This window comes from Kribbella shirazensis, assembly GCF_011761605.1.
GTDB lineage: Bacteria > Actinomycetota > Actinomycetes > Propionibacteriales > Kribbellaceae > Kribbella > Kribbella shirazensis.
On record NZ_JAASRO010000001.1, the window covers coordinates 6,683,315 to 6,700,618 of the forward strand.

15 protein-coding genes are annotated in these 17,304 nt (G+C 69.2%); 4 read left to right on the forward strand and 11 right to left on the reverse strand.

The genetic code is table 11. The annotated features are described in order from the left end of the window. Positions 1-9: 9 nt before the first annotated feature. Genes BJY22_RS32060 through BJY22_RS32095 form a run of 8 tightly spaced genes read right to left on the reverse strand, consistent with a single transcriptional unit; the run spans position 10 to position 9,118 of the window. The gene (locus tag BJY22_RS32060) at positions 10-696 is read right to left on the reverse strand and encodes a GntR family transcriptional regulator (protein WP_167214345.1); all 687 of its coding nucleotides are present in this window, start codon (positions 694-696) and stop codon (positions 10-12) included. 43 nt (positions 697-739) lie between these two features. Further along, positions 740-2,014 (reverse strand): alpha/beta fold hydrolase, encoded by a 1,275-nt coding sequence (locus BJY22_RS32065; RefSeq protein WP_238350523.1) that lies wholly within the window; start codon positions 2,012-2,014, stop codon positions 740-742. Then, positions 2,011-2,835, reverse strand: a complete 825-nt coding sequence (locus BJY22_RS32070) for an ABC transporter ATP-binding protein (protein WP_167214351.1) — start codon at positions 2,833-2,835, stop codon at positions 2,011-2,013. Before BJY22_RS32070 ends, BJY22_RS32065 begins: the two co-directional genes overlap by 4 nt. Next, entirely contained in the window at positions 2,832-3,635 is an 804-nt protein-coding gene (locus tag BJY22_RS32075; protein WP_167214354.1) for an ABC transporter ATP-binding protein, read from the reverse strand. Before BJY22_RS32075 ends, BJY22_RS32070 begins: the two co-directional genes overlap by 4 nt. After that, complete coding sequence (locus tag BJY22_RS32080) at positions 3,632-4,615, reverse strand: ABC transporter permease (RefSeq protein ID WP_167214355.1); 984 nt, start codon at positions 4,613-4,615, stop codon at positions 3,632-3,634. The genes BJY22_RS32075 and BJY22_RS32080 overlap by 4 nt, the downstream gene beginning before the upstream one ends. After that, positions 4,612-5,568 carry an ABC transporter permease subunit gene (locus BJY22_RS42000; RefSeq protein ID WP_167214357.1) on the reverse strand — a complete coding sequence of 319 codons (957 nt, stop codon included), beginning with the start codon at positions 5,566-5,568 and terminating at the stop codon, positions 4,612-4,614. Before BJY22_RS42000 ends, BJY22_RS32080 begins: the two co-directional genes overlap by 4 nt. Further along, a complete protein-coding gene (locus BJY22_RS32090; RefSeq protein ID WP_238350524.1) occupies positions 5,565-7,259 on the reverse strand; it encodes an ABC transporter substrate-binding protein in 1,695 nt (564 codons plus the stop codon). The genes BJY22_RS42000 and BJY22_RS32090 overlap by 4 nt, the downstream gene beginning before the upstream one ends. Continuing rightward, entirely contained in the window at positions 7,259-9,118 is a 1,860-nt protein-coding gene (locus BJY22_RS32095; protein WP_167214359.1) for a glycoside hydrolase family 127 protein, read from the reverse strand. The genes BJY22_RS32090 and BJY22_RS32095 overlap by 1 nt, the downstream gene beginning before the upstream one ends. Positions 9,119-9,235: 117 nt before the next feature. Here BJY22_RS32095 and BJY22_RS32100 point away from each other — a divergent pair, with 117 nt between their 5' ends. The 3 genes from BJY22_RS32100 (at position 9,236) to BJY22_RS32110 (ending at position 12,113) form a co-directional block, all read left to right on the forward strand. After that, entirely contained in the window at positions 9,236-9,868 is a 633-nt protein-coding gene (locus BJY22_RS32100) for a hypothetical protein (protein WP_167214362.1), read from the forward strand. A gap of 114 nt (positions 9,869-9,982) precedes the next feature. Further along, positions 9,983-11,179 (forward strand): amidohydrolase family protein, encoded by a 1,197-nt coding sequence (locus tag BJY22_RS32105; RefSeq protein WP_167214365.1) that lies wholly within the window; start codon positions 9,983-9,985, stop codon positions 11,177-11,179. Positions 11,180-11,186: 7 nt separating this feature from the next. Further along, on the forward strand, positions 11,187-12,113 hold the full coding sequence (locus BJY22_RS32110; RefSeq protein WP_167214368.1) for an ornithine cyclodeaminase family protein: 927 nt from the start codon (positions 11,187-11,189) through the stop codon (positions 12,111-12,113). Position 12,114: 1 nt separating this feature from the next. Here the strand turns inward: BJY22_RS32110 and BJY22_RS32115 are convergent, their stop codons facing one another. Beyond that, positions 12,115-14,640, reverse strand: a complete 2,526-nt coding sequence (locus tag BJY22_RS32115) for a polynucleotide kinase-phosphatase (protein WP_167214370.1) — start codon at positions 14,638-14,640, stop codon at positions 12,115-12,117. Further along, positions 14,640-16,061, reverse strand: a complete 1,422-nt coding sequence (locus BJY22_RS32120) for a 3' terminal RNA ribose 2'-O-methyltransferase Hen1 (protein ID WP_167214373.1) — start codon at positions 16,059-16,061, stop codon at positions 14,640-14,642. The genes BJY22_RS32115 and BJY22_RS32120 overlap by 1 nt, the downstream gene beginning before the upstream one ends. Positions 16,062-16,279: 218 nt before the next feature. On the opposite strand from BJY22_RS32120, the gene BJY22_RS32125 reads away from it, so the two are divergent. Continuing rightward, the gene (locus tag BJY22_RS32125) at positions 16,280-16,603 is read left to right on the forward strand and encodes a hypothetical protein (RefSeq protein ID WP_167214376.1); all 324 of its coding nucleotides are present in this window, start codon (positions 16,280-16,282) and stop codon (positions 16,601-16,603) included. Between the two features lie 10 nt (positions 16,604-16,613). Here the strand turns inward: BJY22_RS32125 and folE are convergent, their stop codons facing one another. Next, the gene (gene folE / locus BJY22_RS32130; RefSeq protein ID WP_167214378.1) at positions 16,614-17,243 is read right to left on the reverse strand and encodes a GTP cyclohydrolase I FolE; all 630 of its coding nucleotides are present in this window, start codon (positions 17,241-17,243) and stop codon (positions 16,614-16,616) included. Positions 17,244-17,304: the final 61 nt, after the last annotated feature.

A 17,304-nucleotide genomic window follows, 5' to 3' on the forward strand; every position in this document is an offset into this window, starting at 1 on the left:
TCTGACCTCTCAGTTGCTCTGGGAGCGGGCCCACAGGCCGCGGACGTGGCCGATGTGGCGGCGCATGAGTTGTTCGGCGCCTTCGCCGTCGCCGGCTTCCACGAGGTCGAGCAGTTCGTGGTGTTCGGCGGCGGACGGGACCAGGCGGCCGCTCTCGAGCAGCGGGGTCAGGCCGAGCAGGCGCGTCTGCGACCGCAGGTCCGACACCACGTCGACGAGCTTCTGGTTGCCGGAGTACGCGAGCAGCGTCACGTGGAAGACGCGGTCGGCCTCGATGTACGCGATCAGGTCGCCCGCCTCCGCCGCGACCACGATGTCCTCGGCCAGTCGCCGCAGCCGCGGGTAGTCGGCCGCCGGAATCACCGGTACGACGTCCCGGACCGTCGGCGGCTCGATCAGCTGCCGCACCTCCGCCAGGTTGTCGAGGTCCTCGTCGGACACCTCGGTGACGCGGAAGCCCTTGTTCCGCAGCGAGATCACCAGGCCCTCGCGGACCAGGTCGAGCATCGCCTCGCGGACCGGCGTCGCGGAGACCCCGAACCGGGCGCCGAGCGTCGGCGCCGAATACACCTCCCCCGGCTTCAGCTCGCCGGAGATCACCGCCGCGCGCAGTGCGTTGGCGACGCTGTCACGCAGGTTCTCGCGCTGCGCCAGCCGCCGTACGCTCGGCAGCGGCCCGATCGAATCGGCAGCCATGGATTCACCTCCTGGGTCGCCGCCTATTGTGAAGCACCGGTCGTCAGTGATTCGGTACGCCACCCCCGATCGAGGCGATCAGCTCGGTCAGCCGCTCGAACACCCGGTCCGTGCCCAGCCCGTCGTGCTCGTACTCGTTCGTCACCCACGCCTGGACGTTCCCGACCCGGCGCGCGGTGTCGAGCTGCAGCCCCGAGTCGACGTACATGTCGTCGAAATAGACCGCCGCGGCCACCGGTACGTCGTTCGCGGCCAGCCGCTCCAGGTCGTAGAGCTCGGGCCACCGCGGCCGCTGCGCCAGCAGCTCGACCGCGCCCTGGAACGGACGCAGCCCGCGGATCTCGGCGAACATCCAGGGGTACATCATCTCGCCGGTGAACAGCAGCGGCCGCGCGTCCTCCGCGAACTCCGGGCGCCGCGCGCGCTCCGCCTCCGCCGCCCAGCCGGTCGCGCCCTCGCCGGAGCCGTAGATGCACTCCTGGAGGGCCGCGAACAGAGGGTTGCCGGCGTAGGAGGAGAGCGCCATCGCTTGGCTCAGGAATGTGTCGGACAGCTCGCCGGCGTCGAAGGCCTCGTCGATCAGCCAGTGGATGCGCTCGTACCCGGGCTTCATCCCGAAGTCGATCCCGAGCGACTGGAACCGCCGTACGGTCAGGCGATCCCCGTCCGGCAGCCGTACGTCGGACTCGGCCAGCCGGTCCGCGATCCGGCCGACCCGCTCCACGTTGTGCGGGTACCTCCGGTAGAACTCGCTGTTCTTGGCCGCGACGCGCGGATAGGTCCGCCGGTACACCTCGGCCGCCGACGGGTCGATCGAGGCGAGGCCACCGGTCACGTAGCAGGCGGTGAGCGCCTCGGGCGCCTTCGACAGATACGCGAGCGTCAGGAAGCCGCCGTAGCTTTGCCCGAGCGTCGACCACGGCTTGTCGCCGAACACGGTCTTCCGCAGGTGTTCGGCATCGGCGACGATCGAATCCGCCCGGAAGCAGGCCAGGTAGTCGGCGCCCGCCTCGGCCGGCATCGACGCCATCCGGCGGGCGCTGACCGGCGTACTACGGCCTGTGCCGCGCTGGTCCATCAGCACGACCCGGTACTTCTTCAACGCCTGCCCGATCCACCCGTCCGGCCCGGTCGGCCGCGGTCCCTTCCCGCCCGGCCCGCCCTGGAGAAACAGCAGACACGGCAGGTCCTCGTCCCGCCGCACCGGATCGACCAGCTCGCGGGCGAAAACCGTGATCGTCTCTCCTGGATCCTCCCAGTCCAGGGGCACCGAAACGGTGTGCTCACGAACATGCATGCCAGGGATCGTGTAGCTCATGAGGCCTCTTTCTGCCTGCGTCTGGCGTCCCATTCCGGGTTGATCCGCGGTACGGCGGCCAGCAGCGTCTTCGTGTACTCGTCCTGCGGGTCGCCGAACACCTGGTCGCGCGGCCCGAGCTCCACGATTCTGCCCCGGTTCATCACCGCAACGCGCTGGGAGATCTGCCGTACGACGGCCAGGTCGTGCGCGATGAAGATGTAGCTGAACCCGCTCTCCCGCTGCAGCCGCATCAGCAACTCCAGTACCTGCGCCTGGATCGACACGTCCAACGCCGACACTGCCTCGTCGCAGATCACCAGCTTCGGGTTCACCGCGAGCGCCCGGGCGATCCCGATCCGCTGCGCCTGACCGCCGGAGAACTGCGCGGGGTACCGCCGGCAGTGGTCCGGATTCAACCCGACGCGCTCCATCAGCTCCTGGGTGAATGCCCGCCGGCCGCCCGGCGGCGTGATGCCCTGGTAGGTGAGCGGCGCGGTGATGATCCGCTCGACCGTGTACCGCGGGTTCAGCGACGAGAACGGGTCCTGGAACACCACTTGCACGTTGTTCCGGAACGTCGCGAGCTCCTTGCCGCCGGCCCGCGTCACGTCCTGCCCGTCGAACACGACCGTACCGGCCGTCGGCTCCAGCAGCCGGGCCGCGATCCGCGCGGTGGTCGACTTCCCGCTGCCCGACTCCCCCACGATCGCCAGCGTCTCGCCCAGCTCGACCTCGAAGCTGACGTCGTCGACCGCCGTGAACGTCGACTTCCGCGCCATCGCCCCTTCGCCGCGGGTGACGAACTCCTTCGTCACGCCCCGCACTTCCAGCAATGTCATAGCGCAACCTCGTCATCAATTCGCGGTACGGCGTCCAGCAGCATCCGGGTGTACTCGTGCCGCGGCGCCGAGAACACCTGTTCCGCCGTCCCGTACTCGACCGGATCGCCGGACTGCATCACCAGCACCCGCTGCGCGATCGAACTGATCACCGCGAGGTCGTGGGTGATGAAGACCATCCCGGTACCGGTCGTGGACTGCAGTTCGCGGAGCAGCTCGAGGATCTGCGCCTGCACGGTCACGTCGAGCGCGGTCGTCGGCTCGTCCGCGATCAGCAACGACGGCGAACAGCACAGCGCCATCGCGATCATCACGCGTTGCCGTTGGCCGCCGGAGAACTGGTGCGGATAGTGGTCGATGCGCCGTTGGGGGTCAGGGATCCGGACCCGGTCCAGCGCCTCGATCGCCACCTGCCGGGCGGCGCGCCGGGACCCGCCGCGGTGCGTCCGGTACATCTCCTCGATCTGCAGCCCCACGGTGTAGTAGGGATTCAGCGACGACAACGGATCCTGGAACACCATAGAGATCGCGTTGCCCCGCACCGCTCGGAGCTCGCCCTCCGACTTGCCGAGCAACTCGGTACCGTCCAGCCGGACGCTGCCCGACGTACGGGCGCCGCGGGGCAACAGCCCGAGCACTGCCAGCGCGGTCATCGACTTGCCGGAGCCGGATTCGCCGACGATCCCGACCGTCTCGTCCCGGCCGACCGTGAACGACACGTTCTTCACCACGTCGACCGGACCACGGCTGGTCGGCAACGTGACCGTCAGATTGTCGACAACAAACAGTTCGTCGCTCATGACGACACCACCCGCACCCGCGGATCCAGGGCCGTGTACAGCAGGTCGACCACGACGTTGCCGATGACAACGAAGAACGCGGCGAGCAGGGTCACCGCCATGATCACGGGCTGGTCGTTCTTGGCGATCGAGTCGGCGGCCATCTTGCCGATCCCGTTCAGCCCGAACACGGTCTCGGTGATCAGCGCGCCGCCGAGCAACCCGGCGAAGTCCATCCCGAAGATCGTGGTGATCGGCGTCAGCGCCGGCCGCAGCGCGTGCCGGCGCATGATCAGCGATCCGCTCAGTCCCTTGGCGCGCGCGGTCCGGTAGTAGTTCTCGGACAACGTGTCGATCACATTGCTTCGGGTCAACCGTGCGTACAGACAGGCGTAGCCGACCGCCAGCACGACCCACGGCATCAGATAGGACTCGAACCAGACAACCGGATTGTCGACAAAAGGCACCGCCGCCGGGAACGGCAGCAATTGCAGCTTCACCACGAGCACGTACTGCAGCACCAGCGCGAGCACGTAGTTCGGCACGCTGACCCCGCCCAGGGCGAGAGCCATCGCCGAACGGTCCCACCACGTCCCCTGCTTGACCGCGCTGACCAAACCGGCGATGACGCCGGCGAGCAGCCAGAGGACGGCGGCGCCGACCGCGACCGTGATGCTGACGGGCAGGCGCGCGGTGATCATGTTCCACACCGACTCGTTGGTCTGGAAGCTGTACCCGAGACAGGGCGCCGAGCAGTGCACCGAGCCGTAGTCACGGCCCACGAAGATCCCGCTCAGGAACTCCCAGAACTGGGTCAGGAGCGGCTGGTTCAGGCCGAGCACGTTCCGGATCGAGTCGATCCGGTCCGGCGTACACGTCTTGCCGCAGATCATCACCGCGGGATCCGGCGAGAGCTTGAAGAAGATCAGGTACGTGAACAGGCAGACGGCCAGCAGGATCAGGACGACGCCACCGAGCCGGCCGAGGACGTAGCGCGTCATGGGGCCTCTCCTTGGTCGATCAGGGTGCGGATCTTGTCGCCGAGGACGGTCAGCGACAGCACCGTGAGGAACAGGAACGCGCCGGGGATCGCGAAGAACATCGGGTCCACGGAGTACCAGCTGACCGAGCTCGCGATCATCTGGCCCCAGGACGCGGTCGGCGGCGAAACGCCGACGCCGAGGAACGACAGGCCGGCCTCGGTGCCGATGTAGCCCGGGATCGCAAGTGTGGTCATCACGACGATCGAGCCGCGCAGATTCGGCAGGATCTCCCGGAACACCACCTGACTGTCCTTCGCCCCGGACGCCCGCGCCGCCTCGACGAACTCGCGGTTCGCCAGCGTCATCGTCTGGCCGCGGATCACCCGGGCCAGGTACGGCCAGCCGAACGCGCTGATCACCACGACCAGCAGCACCGGGCGGTTCCCGGCCGGCAGCGACGACAGGATCGCGATCATGAAGATCAGCGCCGGGAACGCCATCAGGAAGTCCATCAGCCGGGAGATCACCTGGTCGACCCAGCCGCGGTAGAACCCGGCGAGCATACCGAGCACAACGCCGAGGATCCCGGTCAGCGCGGTCGCCGACAGCGAGATCGTGATCGACACGCGCGCGCCGTACACGATCCGGGCGAACAGGTCGCGGCCGTTCTGCGGCTCGACGCCGAACCAGTGCGAGCCGCTGATCCCGCCGAGCGCGCCGTGCGGTACGCCGCCGAGATCGGAGTTGATCGCGGCGGAGTCGAACGCGTACGGTCCCCAGCCGCTCAGCTTGGTGATCAACGGCGCGGCGACCGCCATCAGCACCACGACCGCGAGGAAGACCAGGCAGGCCAGCGCGCCCTTGTCGCGCGTGATCGTGGTGAGGATCCGCTTGCCCGAGGTCGGCGGACCGCCGGCGGGTGCCGACGGTCCTACCTCCTCGACCTCAGCAAGAGTTGGAGCGGTCGTCACTTCCCCGCGTCCTTGAGTCCGACCGACACCAGGTCGATGCCACCCGAGAAGCCGTCGTGCAGGTAGGCGCCGCCGATGTTGCCGCCGACCAGCATCAGGACCTTCTCGTACAGCAGCGGGACGACCGGGGCGAGCCCCATGATCTGCTTGTCCAGTTCGCCGTACGCCTTGTTCGCGGCCTGCACGTCGGTGATCTTGGCGATCTCGTCGATCTTCGCGTTCACACCCGGGTCGTTCAGCTGCGCCAGGTTGCTGTTGCCCTTCGGCGTGATGTTGCGGCCGTCGAACAGCGGCGGCAGGAACGTCGCACCGGACGGCCAGTCCGGGCACCAGCCGGTGATCGCCGCGTCGTGCTGCTGCGACGTCGTCCCGATCACCTCGTAGTAGGTCGCGGTGTCGATGGTGTTGATCTTGACGGTGATCTTCAGCGGCTCCAGCGCCTGCTGGATCGCGACCGCCATCGCCTGCATCTTCGGCTGTGCGCGGGTGTCGAGCGTCATCGTGAAGCCGTCCGCGAAACCGGCCTCGGTGAGGAGTTTGCGGGCGCCGTCGACGTCACCCTTGTGGTCCGGGCTCGGGTACGGGTCGTAGTCCACCCGGCCGGCGATCGTCGGCGGCTGGATGCTGGTCGCGATCTCGGCGAGCGTCGACCCGCCGACCGCGTCGCGCACCGTCTGCTTGTTGACCGCCAGGTTGATCGCCTGCCGGACCTTCACGTTGTCGAGCGGCTTCTTCGTGCTGTTCAGCCCCATGTACGTCGTACAGCCGCCCAGACCGCTCATCGTCCGCTGCTTGAGCTGCGGGGTCTGGATCCGCGCCACGCTCGAGGCCTGGACGGTGCCGGCGATCGCGTCGGCGTCGGCGCCCTGACCGGCGATCATCCGCTCGTCGATCGTCGCCGGGTCGAGCCCGAACGTCCACTGGAACGCGTCCGGGTTCGCCGTCCGCACCTCGTCGGTCTTCTTGTCCCACTTGTCGTTGCGGACCAGCTTGAGCGACGCGCCCGGCTTGTACTCGGCCAGCTTGTACGGACCGGAAGCGATCGGCTTGCTGTCGAGCTGGTTGCCCGCGCCCTGACCCTTCGGCACCGGCGTGAACGTGTTCTGCGCGACCACGCTGCCGAAGTCCGCGTACGGCTTCTTCAGGTGGAACACGATTGTCTTCGCGTCCGGCGTCTCGATCGTCGGCAGTTCACCGGACTTGTAGGGGCCCTGGTACGACGCCGGCGCATCGATCAGCTGCTTCGCGTACGGCGAGCCGATGCCGACCTCCGGGTCCCATGCGCGCGAGACACCCCACTTCACGTCGGCACTGGTGATCGGGGCGCCGGTCTCGAAGAACAGGCCGTCCTTCAGCGTGAACGTCCAGGTCTTGCCGCCGTCGCTCGGCTTGCCGGTGTCGGTGGCGAGATCAGGGACGATCTTGGTGCCGTCGGCCCCGGGTGCGGCGCCCTGGGTGGTGAGGGTGCGGTAGATCAGCCGGTAGAAGTTGTTGACGCCGCCGTCGAAGCCGCGCGCCGGGTCGAGGTGCGAGAACGCCGCGTTCGCGAGCACCTGCAGCGTGCCGCCCTGCGCGGCCTTGGCGCCGGGTCCGGCGGATTCGCCTTGCGTTGCCGACGTACCGCCGCCGCACGCCGTGAGCACGAGTGCTCCGGAGGCGAGGAGCCCGACCAGCATGGAGGTTCTCTTCATCAGTTGTCTCTTTCCGTTCGCAGCCACACACGCATGGCCAGGGCCTGACGGTTTCCCCAGAGGAAGTACGGGACGAGCGTCACCGGCACTTCCCGAATCGCGGTTTCAGCTCCTTGCTCGGTGATCACGGGGTAGAGCTCGGGCGGCGGGGCCGGCGCGACACCCGCGGTCAGGTCGAGCACGACGTGGTCGTCGTGCTGACGCGTGGTCGCCTTCGCGACAGCGGCCGGGCTGACCAGCAGGTCGTCCACCGGCGCGTCGGCATCTTGTTGCTCGACGCAATAGACCAGCGGACCGCGAGCTACGGCGATCGCTCCCCGCGTTGCATCCAAGTACGGGTGGGACCCGTGCGCTCTAGGTGCCATCGGCAACGTCAGCCGCACAACATCACCAGGAACGAACGTCCGGCGGACAGTTGCCCACCCGTCGGTGAACCCGGCCGGTGTGGTCAGGGTGGGGTTCTCTGCCCACCCGGGGATGCGGAGGGCGATGGTTCGCTCGGCGGGTGGTGCTTTCTCGATGGTCAGGGTGATCTCGCCGTCCCACGGGTAGTTCGTGGTGACCTTGACGGTGAGGTCTTCGGTGGTGATGCGGGCGTCGGTGTAGATGCCGACGTACAGGGTGTTGTCGCGATGGAGTGCGACGTGGTCCTGGAGTTCGGACATCCAGCGGATGATGTTCGGCGGGCAGCACGGGCAGCCGAACCACGCGCGCCGGAGCAGTTCGCCGCCGTCCTCCATCCCGGAGCGCTGCTCGTGGTCCGGCCGGCGCTGCAGCGGGTTGTCGTAGAAGAACGCCGTACCGTCGGCCGAAAGCCCCACGGCGTAAGCGTTGTAGAGCACCGTCTCGTAGACGTCCAGGTACTTCGCCCCGCCGGTCGCGCGGAACATCCGCCACGCCCACTGCATCGTCGCGATCGCCGCACACGTCTCGGCGTACGCCCGCTCCGACGGGAGCTCGTACCGGTCGCCGATCGCCTCGTCGGAGTGCCGGCTGCCGAGCCCGCCGGTGAGGTACAGCTTGGTCGCGACCATGTCGTCCCACAGCCGCTCGAGCGCCGCCAGCAGTGTCGGATCGCCGGTCTCCAGGTGTACGTCGGCCGCACCGGCCGCCAGGTACGCCATCCGTACGGCGTGCCCGGTGACCGACGGCAGCTCGCGGAACGGGACGTGGTCCTGGAAGTACTCCCCCGGGAAGATCGTGTGCTCGAGCTTCCCGTGACCGCGCCGGTCGACGAACAACCGGGCCTGGGTGAGGTAGTCGGCGTCGCCGGTTTCTCGATAAAGCTCGACCAGCGCCATCTCCACCTCGGGATGCCCGTCGACGGCTTCCTCACCGTGCTCGCCGTACCTGCGCACGACGAGATCCGCGAACCGCCGGGCGATTGTCAACAATCGGCCGTCCGACAATCTGCGGTGCGCCGCGACCGCGGCCTGGATCAGGTGCCCGAGGTTGTAGAGCTCGTGGCCCCAGCCGAGATCCGACCAGGGTTGCTTGGGCTGGTCCGGGTCCTGGAAGTACGAGTTCAGGTAGCCGTCCTCGGCCTGCGCCTGTTCGAGCAGTACGACGACCTCGTCGAAGAACTCGCGCGCGCCGGGCGGCGCGTCCTCGCGGCCGACTTCGTACGCCAGCCCCTCCAGCGTCTTGTAGAGATCCGTGTCCAGGAACGGGTACCGCCCGCGGTACGGACCGACCGACGGATCGGTCAGCCGCCGGAGGTTCTCCAGGTTCCCGGCCTTGCGCAGCTCGGCGATCGCGTGCGGGATCGTCGCCGCCCGGTTCCGCCGCTGCCAGTCGTGCAGCAAACCGCCGGTCAGCTCGACCGCCGGCCCCGCCTCCACCTCTGTACCGTGTGACATTGCACAGACCTTAAGTGCAATGTCACACCTTGCCAACCCCTCGCGGACGACGTTTACACGCCGGAAACGATCCCCCGGTCAGCGCCCGATGGCCCTCCGCAACGAGATCGTGGTCCTGTGACAGCCCAGCCCCTCGATCTCCACCGCCCGCCGACCAGGCCCGCCGCCGGGAACCTGTTCCGCGTCACCGCCGCGGTCAGCTTCCTCAGCATCCCCCTGCTCTACGTCGCCTATCTCGTGGTCCCGCCCGACGAGATTCCTTGTCAGGACCATGCCTGCCCGCCGTCGGCCGACGTGGTCGGACGCGCGCCCGAGCCGTCGGACGTCGTCCTCGCGGCCGCGGGCGCCGAGCTTCTCGTGATCGCCTGTTACCTCGTCCTGGCCGCGGCGCGCCGGACGCTCGATCTGCGCACCGGTCTGCGATGGTCACCTGCGGCGGTCGCCATCGTGGCGCTCGCCGTCGGCAGCTTCGGCTGGCTGATGGACAACGGCGCCGGGCTCAGCTTCGACGCCGCAGAAGTCGCCTTCTTGCTCCTGCTCGGCTCGTGGCTCCTCACGCCGCTGGTCCTGTACGCCGTCCATCGTGGCGACCGGCGCGCCGTAGTCCCCGTCGTGATCGGCCTCGCCCCAACCGCCCTCGGCAACGCGTTCCTGATAGCGAACGACCCACTCGTCGTCCCCATGGCACTGCCCGCGCTCATGCTCGTGGCCGGCGTGATCACCGTCCTCGCCGTGCGTCGGCGCCGATGAATCCGGGGACGGAGCGCGAAGTGGTTCAGAGCGGCAGCTGTACGGCGTCGTCGTCGACCCGCAGACGTTCGCCGTCGACCAGGCGGCGACCTCCGCGTTGCGCGAGGTACGCCGGTGACTGATCTGCTGGTGACCAATGCGCTGGTCTTCGACGGTGAGAACGGCGAGCTCGTCGACGGGCCGGTCGCGGTCCGGGACGGACGGATCCTCGCGGTCGGCGAGTCCGCGGACCTCGGTGCCGAAGCCGTGGTCGTCGACGCGCGGGGCGGGACGGTCCTGCCGGGCCTGATCGACGCGCACTGCCATCCGTACGGCATCAGCCTCGACATGGTCGACATCGAGGCGAGCCCGCTGAGCTATGTCGCGCTCGTCGCGGCGGGCCGGTTGCGTCACGCCTTGCGCCGCGGCTTCACGACGATCCGCGACGTCGCCGGCGGTGAGGCCGGACTGGCGAAGGCGATCACCGAGCGCCGGCTGGAGGCGCCGCGGTACCTGTTCACCGGGCCGGCTCTGAGCCAGACCGGGGGGCACGGCGACGCACGGCCGGCGCACTGGGACACCTGTCCGTGCCACGGTCACACGACGGAAGTCGTCGACGGCGTGGACCCGTTGCGTCGCGCCGTCCGTGAGCGCTTCCGGCAGGGCGCGCACGCGGTCAAGATCATGACGTCGGGCGGTGTCGTCTCGCTGACGGACCCGATCCGGATTCCGCAGTACTCCGAGGACGAGATCCGCGCCGTCACCGCGGAGGCTGCCCGGCGGGGAAGCTACGTCGCGGCGCATTCGTACTCGCCGGAAGCCATCGTGCACTCGGTGCGGAACGGCGTCCGGTCGATCGAACACGGCAACCTGCTCGACGGCGCGTCGGCGGCGGCGATGGCCGAGCACGGTGCGTTCCTGATCCCGACTCTGGCGGCGTACGACGCGATGGACCGGCGCGGCGAGGAGCTCGGGATGGCGGAGGTGCAGCGGGCCAAGAACCGTGAGGTGCTCGACGCCGGCCGTCACGCGATCGAGCTCGCGCGTACCGCCGGTGTTTCCGTCGGATTCGGCACCGACCTGATGGGTGACCTGGAGGAGGAGCAGCTCAACGGACTGCGCCTGCAGGCCGAGGTCGTCGGCGTCCTCGACACGCTCCGCTGCGCGACGTCGGTCAACGCGCGCCTGCTGGGACTGGAGGATCTCGGGGTGATCCGGCCCGGAGCGATCGCGGACCTTCTCGTAGTCTCGGGAAACCCGTTGGAGCAGCCGGAGTGCCTGTGGGATCCGGCGGCCGCACGGATCGTCATCCAGGACGGACGCGTCGCGTAGGAGATTCATGCCGGACACGATCAGATTCATCGACCGGGCAACCCTCGAGCGAACCCTGAGCTGGACGCGGGCGATCGACGCCCTCGACGCCGCGTTGGTCTCCGGCGCCGCGCCGGGGAACACGCCGCAGCGTACGTTCGCCGAGGTGTCCGGCGGCCAGCTCATCCTGATGCCCGGCGAGGTCGGGTCGCAGGTCGGGGTGAAGGTCGTGTCGGTCAGTCCCGGCAACGCGGCCCGCGGCCTGCCCCGGATCCAGGGCCTGCACATCGCGTTCGACGGGTCGACGCTCCGCCCGGTGGCCGTCATCGACGCCGAGTCGCTGACGTTGCGTCGTACGGCGAGCCTCTCGGCGCTCGCCGTACGACGGCTGGCGACGGCGGACTCGAAGTCCTTGCTGGTGTTCGGGACCGGGCCGCAGGCGTTCGCTCACGCCCTGGCGATCAACGCGGTTCGTCCGCTCGACCAGGTTGTCGTCGTGGGCCGCCGGGCGGCGGCTGTCGCAGGTTTGATCGGCGAGCTCGAGGCGCGCGGCATCCCGGCTCGCTCCGGGACGCCCGAGGACGTCGCGGCGGTCGACCTGGTGGCCTGCTGTACGACGGCGACCGAGCCGCTGTTCGACTCCCGTCTGCTCCGGCCGGCAGCCACTGTGGTCGCCGTCGGCTCGCACGAGCCGGACGTCAGGGAAGTGGACACGAACCTCGTCCGCCGGGCCACCGTCGTGGTCGAGTCGCGACCGTCCGCGCTCGGTCAGGCCGGCGACATCATCCTCGCCATCGGTGACGGCGTACCCGGAACCGACGCGATCACGGCCGATCTCGGCGAACTCGTCCGCGGCGAGCTCGAGATCGTCGCCGCCGCGCCACGCCTCTTCAAGAGCGTCGGCGAGGCCTGGTGCGACGTGGTCGTCGCCACCGCGGCAATCCAGGCCTGCTGACTCACAGACGTGGGTCGATCGGCTCGGATTCCAGGGCCAGTACGGCGAACACGCACTCGTGGATGCGCCACAGCGGCTCGCCGCGGGCCGCACGCTCCAGTGCCTCCAGCCCGAGTGCGTACTCACGCAGGGCCAGTGAGCGCTTGTGGCCGAGGTTGCGGTCGCGGAGCCGGGTGAAGTTCGCGGGCTCGGTGTAGTCGGGCCCGTAGATGAGCCGCAGGTACTCCTGCCCGCGCACCTTCAGCCCCGGCTGGGCGAGGCCCTTCGCCGTCCGAGTCAGGTTCGCGGCCGGCTTCACCACCATGCCCTCTCCCCCGGCTCCGGTCAGCTCCTCCCACCACGCGATCCCGGCATCCCAGTTGCCGGCGTCCACGAACAGCCGTCGCGTCGGCGCGACCAACTCCGGGCCCTCGGCAACCATCCGGTCCGCGATCGCGAGGTGCCAGACGTGCGGCCGCTCCTGGTACGTCGCCCCTTCGGACGCGAGCACCTGGAACGGCGCCAGCCGCACCCCGTCCAGCCCGTCCGTCGGCCAGCAGTACCGCCGGTACGCCGCGGTGAACCGCTCCGCGTTCGCCGTACGCCGCACGGCCGACTCCAGCAGCTCCCCCACGTCCAGCCCGCTCGCCTGAGCAGCCCGCAGCGCAGCGGTCGCGGCAGGCAACGACGTACGAGCGGCCGCGCCCACGGCGGCGTACTGGTTCCGAAGCAGGTCCTCTGCCTTCGCACTCCACGGCAGCAGCTCCGCGTCGAGCAGCAGCCACGACGTGTCCAGTTCGTCGAAGACGCCGGCATTTGAGGCGACCTCGCGCAGCCGGAGCAGCAGTTCGTCGGTCAGCTCGGCATCGAAGAACGAGCGCCCGGTGCGCGTGTGGACCGCGCCGCGGCCGGCCAGACCGAACCGCTTCTCCGCCACGTCGTCGTCCCGCGTGAGCAGCACGACCGCCCGCGATCCCATGTGCTTCTCCTCGCACACCAGCTCGGTGACGCCCTGCGCGCGGAACGTCTCGAACGCCTGCCGCGGGTGCTCCAGCAGCCCCGGCTCCGGCGAGGTGGCGACCGGGCTCATCGTCGGCGGCAGATACAGCAGGAACCGCGGATCGATCGCGAACCGGCTCATCACCTCGAGCGCGGCACCGGCCTGCTCGGCGCGGATACTGAGTCGCCCGTGCGTCGCGGTCTCGATCACCCGGCGCCCGGTCACGTCGGTCAGCTCGAGTACGTCGGGTTCGCGCGACGGCGCCGTTGCCACGTGCAACGGTTTCGCCGGGGCGTAGTACTCCTCGGCCGCCCGCACCGCCACCAGCTCACGCTCCGGGTAGCGCAGCGCGGTCAGCGATCCGCCGAAGACACAGCCGGTGTCGAGGCAGATCGTGTTGTTGATCCACTCCGGCTCGGGCGTCGGCGTGTGACCGTAGACGACCATCGCGCGACCGCGGTAGTCGTTCGCCCACGGATAGCGCACCGGCAGCCCGAACTCGTCGGTCTCCCCGGTCGTCTCGCCGTACAGGCAGAACGAGCGGACGCGCCCCGACGTCCGGCCGTGCATCCGCTCGACCAGGCCGGCGTGCGAGACGACCAGCTTCCCGCCGTCGAAGACGTAGTGCGAGATCAGCCCGTCGATGAACGTCGCGACCTCGGCGCGGAACTCCTCGGACTCCGCGGCCAGCTGCTCCAGCGTGGTCTCGAGGCCGTGGCTGATCTTCACGTTCTTGCCGCGCAGCGCCCGGAGCAGCTTGTCCTCGTGGTTGCCGGGCACGCAGTACGCGTTGCCCGCCGCAACCATCCCCATGACGAGGCGGAGGACGCCGGGCGAGTCCGGACCGCGGTCGACCAGGTCGCCGACGAACACCGCGCGACGGTCCGGGTGTACGGCGTTCACGGGACGGCCGGCCTCGTCGCGGGTCAGTGTGTAGCCGAGCTCGGTGAGCAGCTGCTCGAGCTCCGGACGGCAGCCGTGGACGTCACCGATGATGTCGAACGGGCCGGTCTGGTCGGTGAGGTCGTTGAACAGCCGGGTGCGTTCGATGCTGACGGCCTCGATCTCCTCGACGCTGTTCAGCACGTGCACGGTCCGGAAGCCTTCCCGCTTGAGACTGCGCAGCCCGCGCTTCAGCTGCGAGCGCTGCCGGGTGATGACCTTGGACCCGAACTGCCGGTCGGACCGCTGCTCGTTCCGCTCGACACACACGCGCTCCGGCGGGTCGAGCACGATCGCGACCGGGAGGACGTCGTACTCGCGGGCCAGGCTCACCAGCTCCTTGCGGGCGTCCGGCTGCACGTTGGTCGCGTCGATCACGGTCAGCCGGCCGGCGGCGAGCCGCTTCCCGGCGATGAAGTGCAGCACCTCGAAGGCGTCCTTGGACGCCGCCTGGTCGTTCTCGTCGTCGGAGACCAGACCGCGACAGAAGTCGCTCGAGATCACCTCGGTCGGCAGGAAGTGCCTGCGCGCGAACGTCGACTTGCCCGATCCACTGGCACCGACAAGCACCACAAGGCACAGCGCCGGGATCTCCAGCTGCGTCATCAGCCCGCCACCTCCTTGTCCTGCCGGTCGATCGGATGGGTGAAGAGGGCGAGCTGCGTCGGGGCGCCGAGATCCGGGTCCTCCGGACCGACGGGGCGGAACTCGACCGCGTAGCCGTACCGGTTCGCCACCTCGCTCGCCCAGGTGCGGAACTCGGGCCGCGTCCACTCGAAGCGGTGGTCGGGGTGGCGGTAGGTGCCGGCGGGCAGGGACGGGAAGCGCACGTTGTACTCGCTGTTCGGGGTGGTGACGACGACCGCGGCGGGGTGCGCGGCGCGGAAGACGGAGTGCGCCAGGGCGGGCAGCCGCGGCGGGTCGACGTGCTCGACGACCTCCATCAGCACGACCGCGTCGAGCCCGGCGAGCCGCTCGTCGGCGTACGTGACCGACGACTGCAGGAACTTCAGCCGGTCCCGCTGCCGATCCGGCAGGTCGTCGTAGTGCAGCCGCCGCTTGGCCGCGATCAGCGCGCGGGCGGACACGTCGGTGGCGATCAGCTCGCCGATCATCGGATCCTTCAGCAGTTCGCCGACGAGTGCGCCCTCGCCGCAGCCGATGTCCGCGATCCGGCGCGCACCGAGCTCCCGCAGAACGCCGGCCACCGTCGTACGACGCTCGACGGCCAGCGACACCGAGCCCTCGTCGGACGACTCCTCCGCCAGCTCCTCGCCGTCCGCCTCGGCGAGCCGCTCCAGGGCCGCGTCGGCCAGGTAGCGCCGGTGCGCGAGGTAGCGATGCGAGATCAGGTCCTTCTCGGGATGCGCCGCGAGCCAGCCTTCGCCGGCCCGCACGAGCTTGTCGACCTCGTCCGATCCGACCCAGTAGTGCTTGGCGTCGTCGAGCACCGGAAGCATCACATACAAGTGATTGAGTGCGTCGGCCAGCCGCAGTACGCCGGTCAGGCGCAGGTCGACGTACCGCGAATCACCCCACGCCGGGATCTCGGGATCGAGCGGTGCCGGGCGGGCGTCGACGGTCCAGCCGAGCGGCACGAACAGCCGCTCGGCGAGCTCGGCGCCGCCGCTGCAGGGCAGAGCAGGGACGTGGACGTCCAGCGGGATCGGGCGCGCGGCCAGCTCGGGACGGGCATCGCAGCGGCCGTTCATCGCCGTACGGAAGAGTTTCCCGAGCGCGACGGCGAGCAGGCTGGAGGCGGCGTACGGGCGGTCGTTCACGTACTGCCCGAGGGTGAATCCTTCGGTCGCCTTGCCGCGGCCGGACTTCACCAGACCGATCGGGTCGATCTCGAGCAGCACCGCCGCCGTACAGCGGTCTGTTGTCGCCTCCGGGTAGAACACATGGGCCGATCCCCCGGTGACGTCGATCGCCTGCGGTCGCGCCGGGTTCTTGTGCAACAGGAACCCGAAATCGCTCGCAGGTGCGTCAACTCCGGCCAGATCGGTACCAAGCGTCAGGAACACCCAGGCATTCGATCACGGGTCACGGATCGAGACACGCGGATTAGGGTCTGGCGTGTTCGGGGGGTTTGGTTCTAGCTTGTGTTGAGAAGATGAGTCGCTACAGACCGTCCTTCCCCGCTGACAGTCAGTACATGTCCCCGGTTTGTGGCGAAAGCCCATTCACGCCGCTACGGGGAAAGGATCATGGCAGCTCTCTCACGCCACACGGGGTGTCGCCGGTGAAACCCCAGACGTTCGAACTCGTCCGTTACACCGACATCAGCGGGGTTTCCGGGACCGGCGTCGTCGCCGAAGGCTGTGTCTTCACCGACGGCTCGGTCGCGCTGCGCTGGCACGGCGCGAACCCCTCGACGGCCGTCTGGCCGGACCTGGACTCCATCCTCGCCGTCCACGGCCACTGCGGCGCCACCGTCGTGCGCTGGCTGGACGTCTCCGAGATGGAAACCGTCCCGGGCACCGACCTGCTTCCCGGCGAGGTCTCGCACATCCTCGCCACCGGCCGCCGCACCCACCACCAGCCGCCGGTCGTCGCGTCAGCCTAAACGGAGTGCCTTACGACCTCACGCCTGATGACGGGGTGAGGCCGGTCAGGGCGAAGAACTCGGCGCGGGAGCTGGGGTTCTCGCGGAGGGTGCCGTGCAGTGCGGAGGTGACCGTCCGCGAGCCGGTCGCCCGGACGCCGCGCAACGACATGCACTGGTGCTCGGCCTCGATCACGACGCCGACGCCCTTCGGGTCCAGGTGGTCCTGCAGCCAGTCGGCGACCTGCTTGGTCAGCCGCTCCTGCACCTGGAAGTCACGCGCGAACAGCTCTACCACGCGCGCCAGCTTCGACAGCCCGAGGATCCGGTCGCCGGGCAGGTACCCGACGTGGGCGACGCCCTGGAACGGCAGCAGGTGGTGCTCGCACAACGACTGCACCGGGATGTCCTTGGCCAGGACGAGCTCGTCGTACCCTTCGTCGTTCGGGAACGTCGTCAGCTCGAACTCCCGTGGCGTGAGCATCTCGGCGTACGCGTTCGCGACCCGGCGCGGGGTGTCCGCGAGGTGGGCGCTGTGCGGGTCACGTCCGAGGGCCGTCAGCAGGTCCGCGACGGCACGCTGCGCGGCGGGGAGATCGATCTCCTCCCGGCGCGCGACGATATGGAGGGGGACGGACTCGAGGTCGGCCGAGATCGCCATCTGCACACTCCCTGAGGTTTCAGCGAACTGACATCATACTGTTTCACCAACTGGAGTTGTC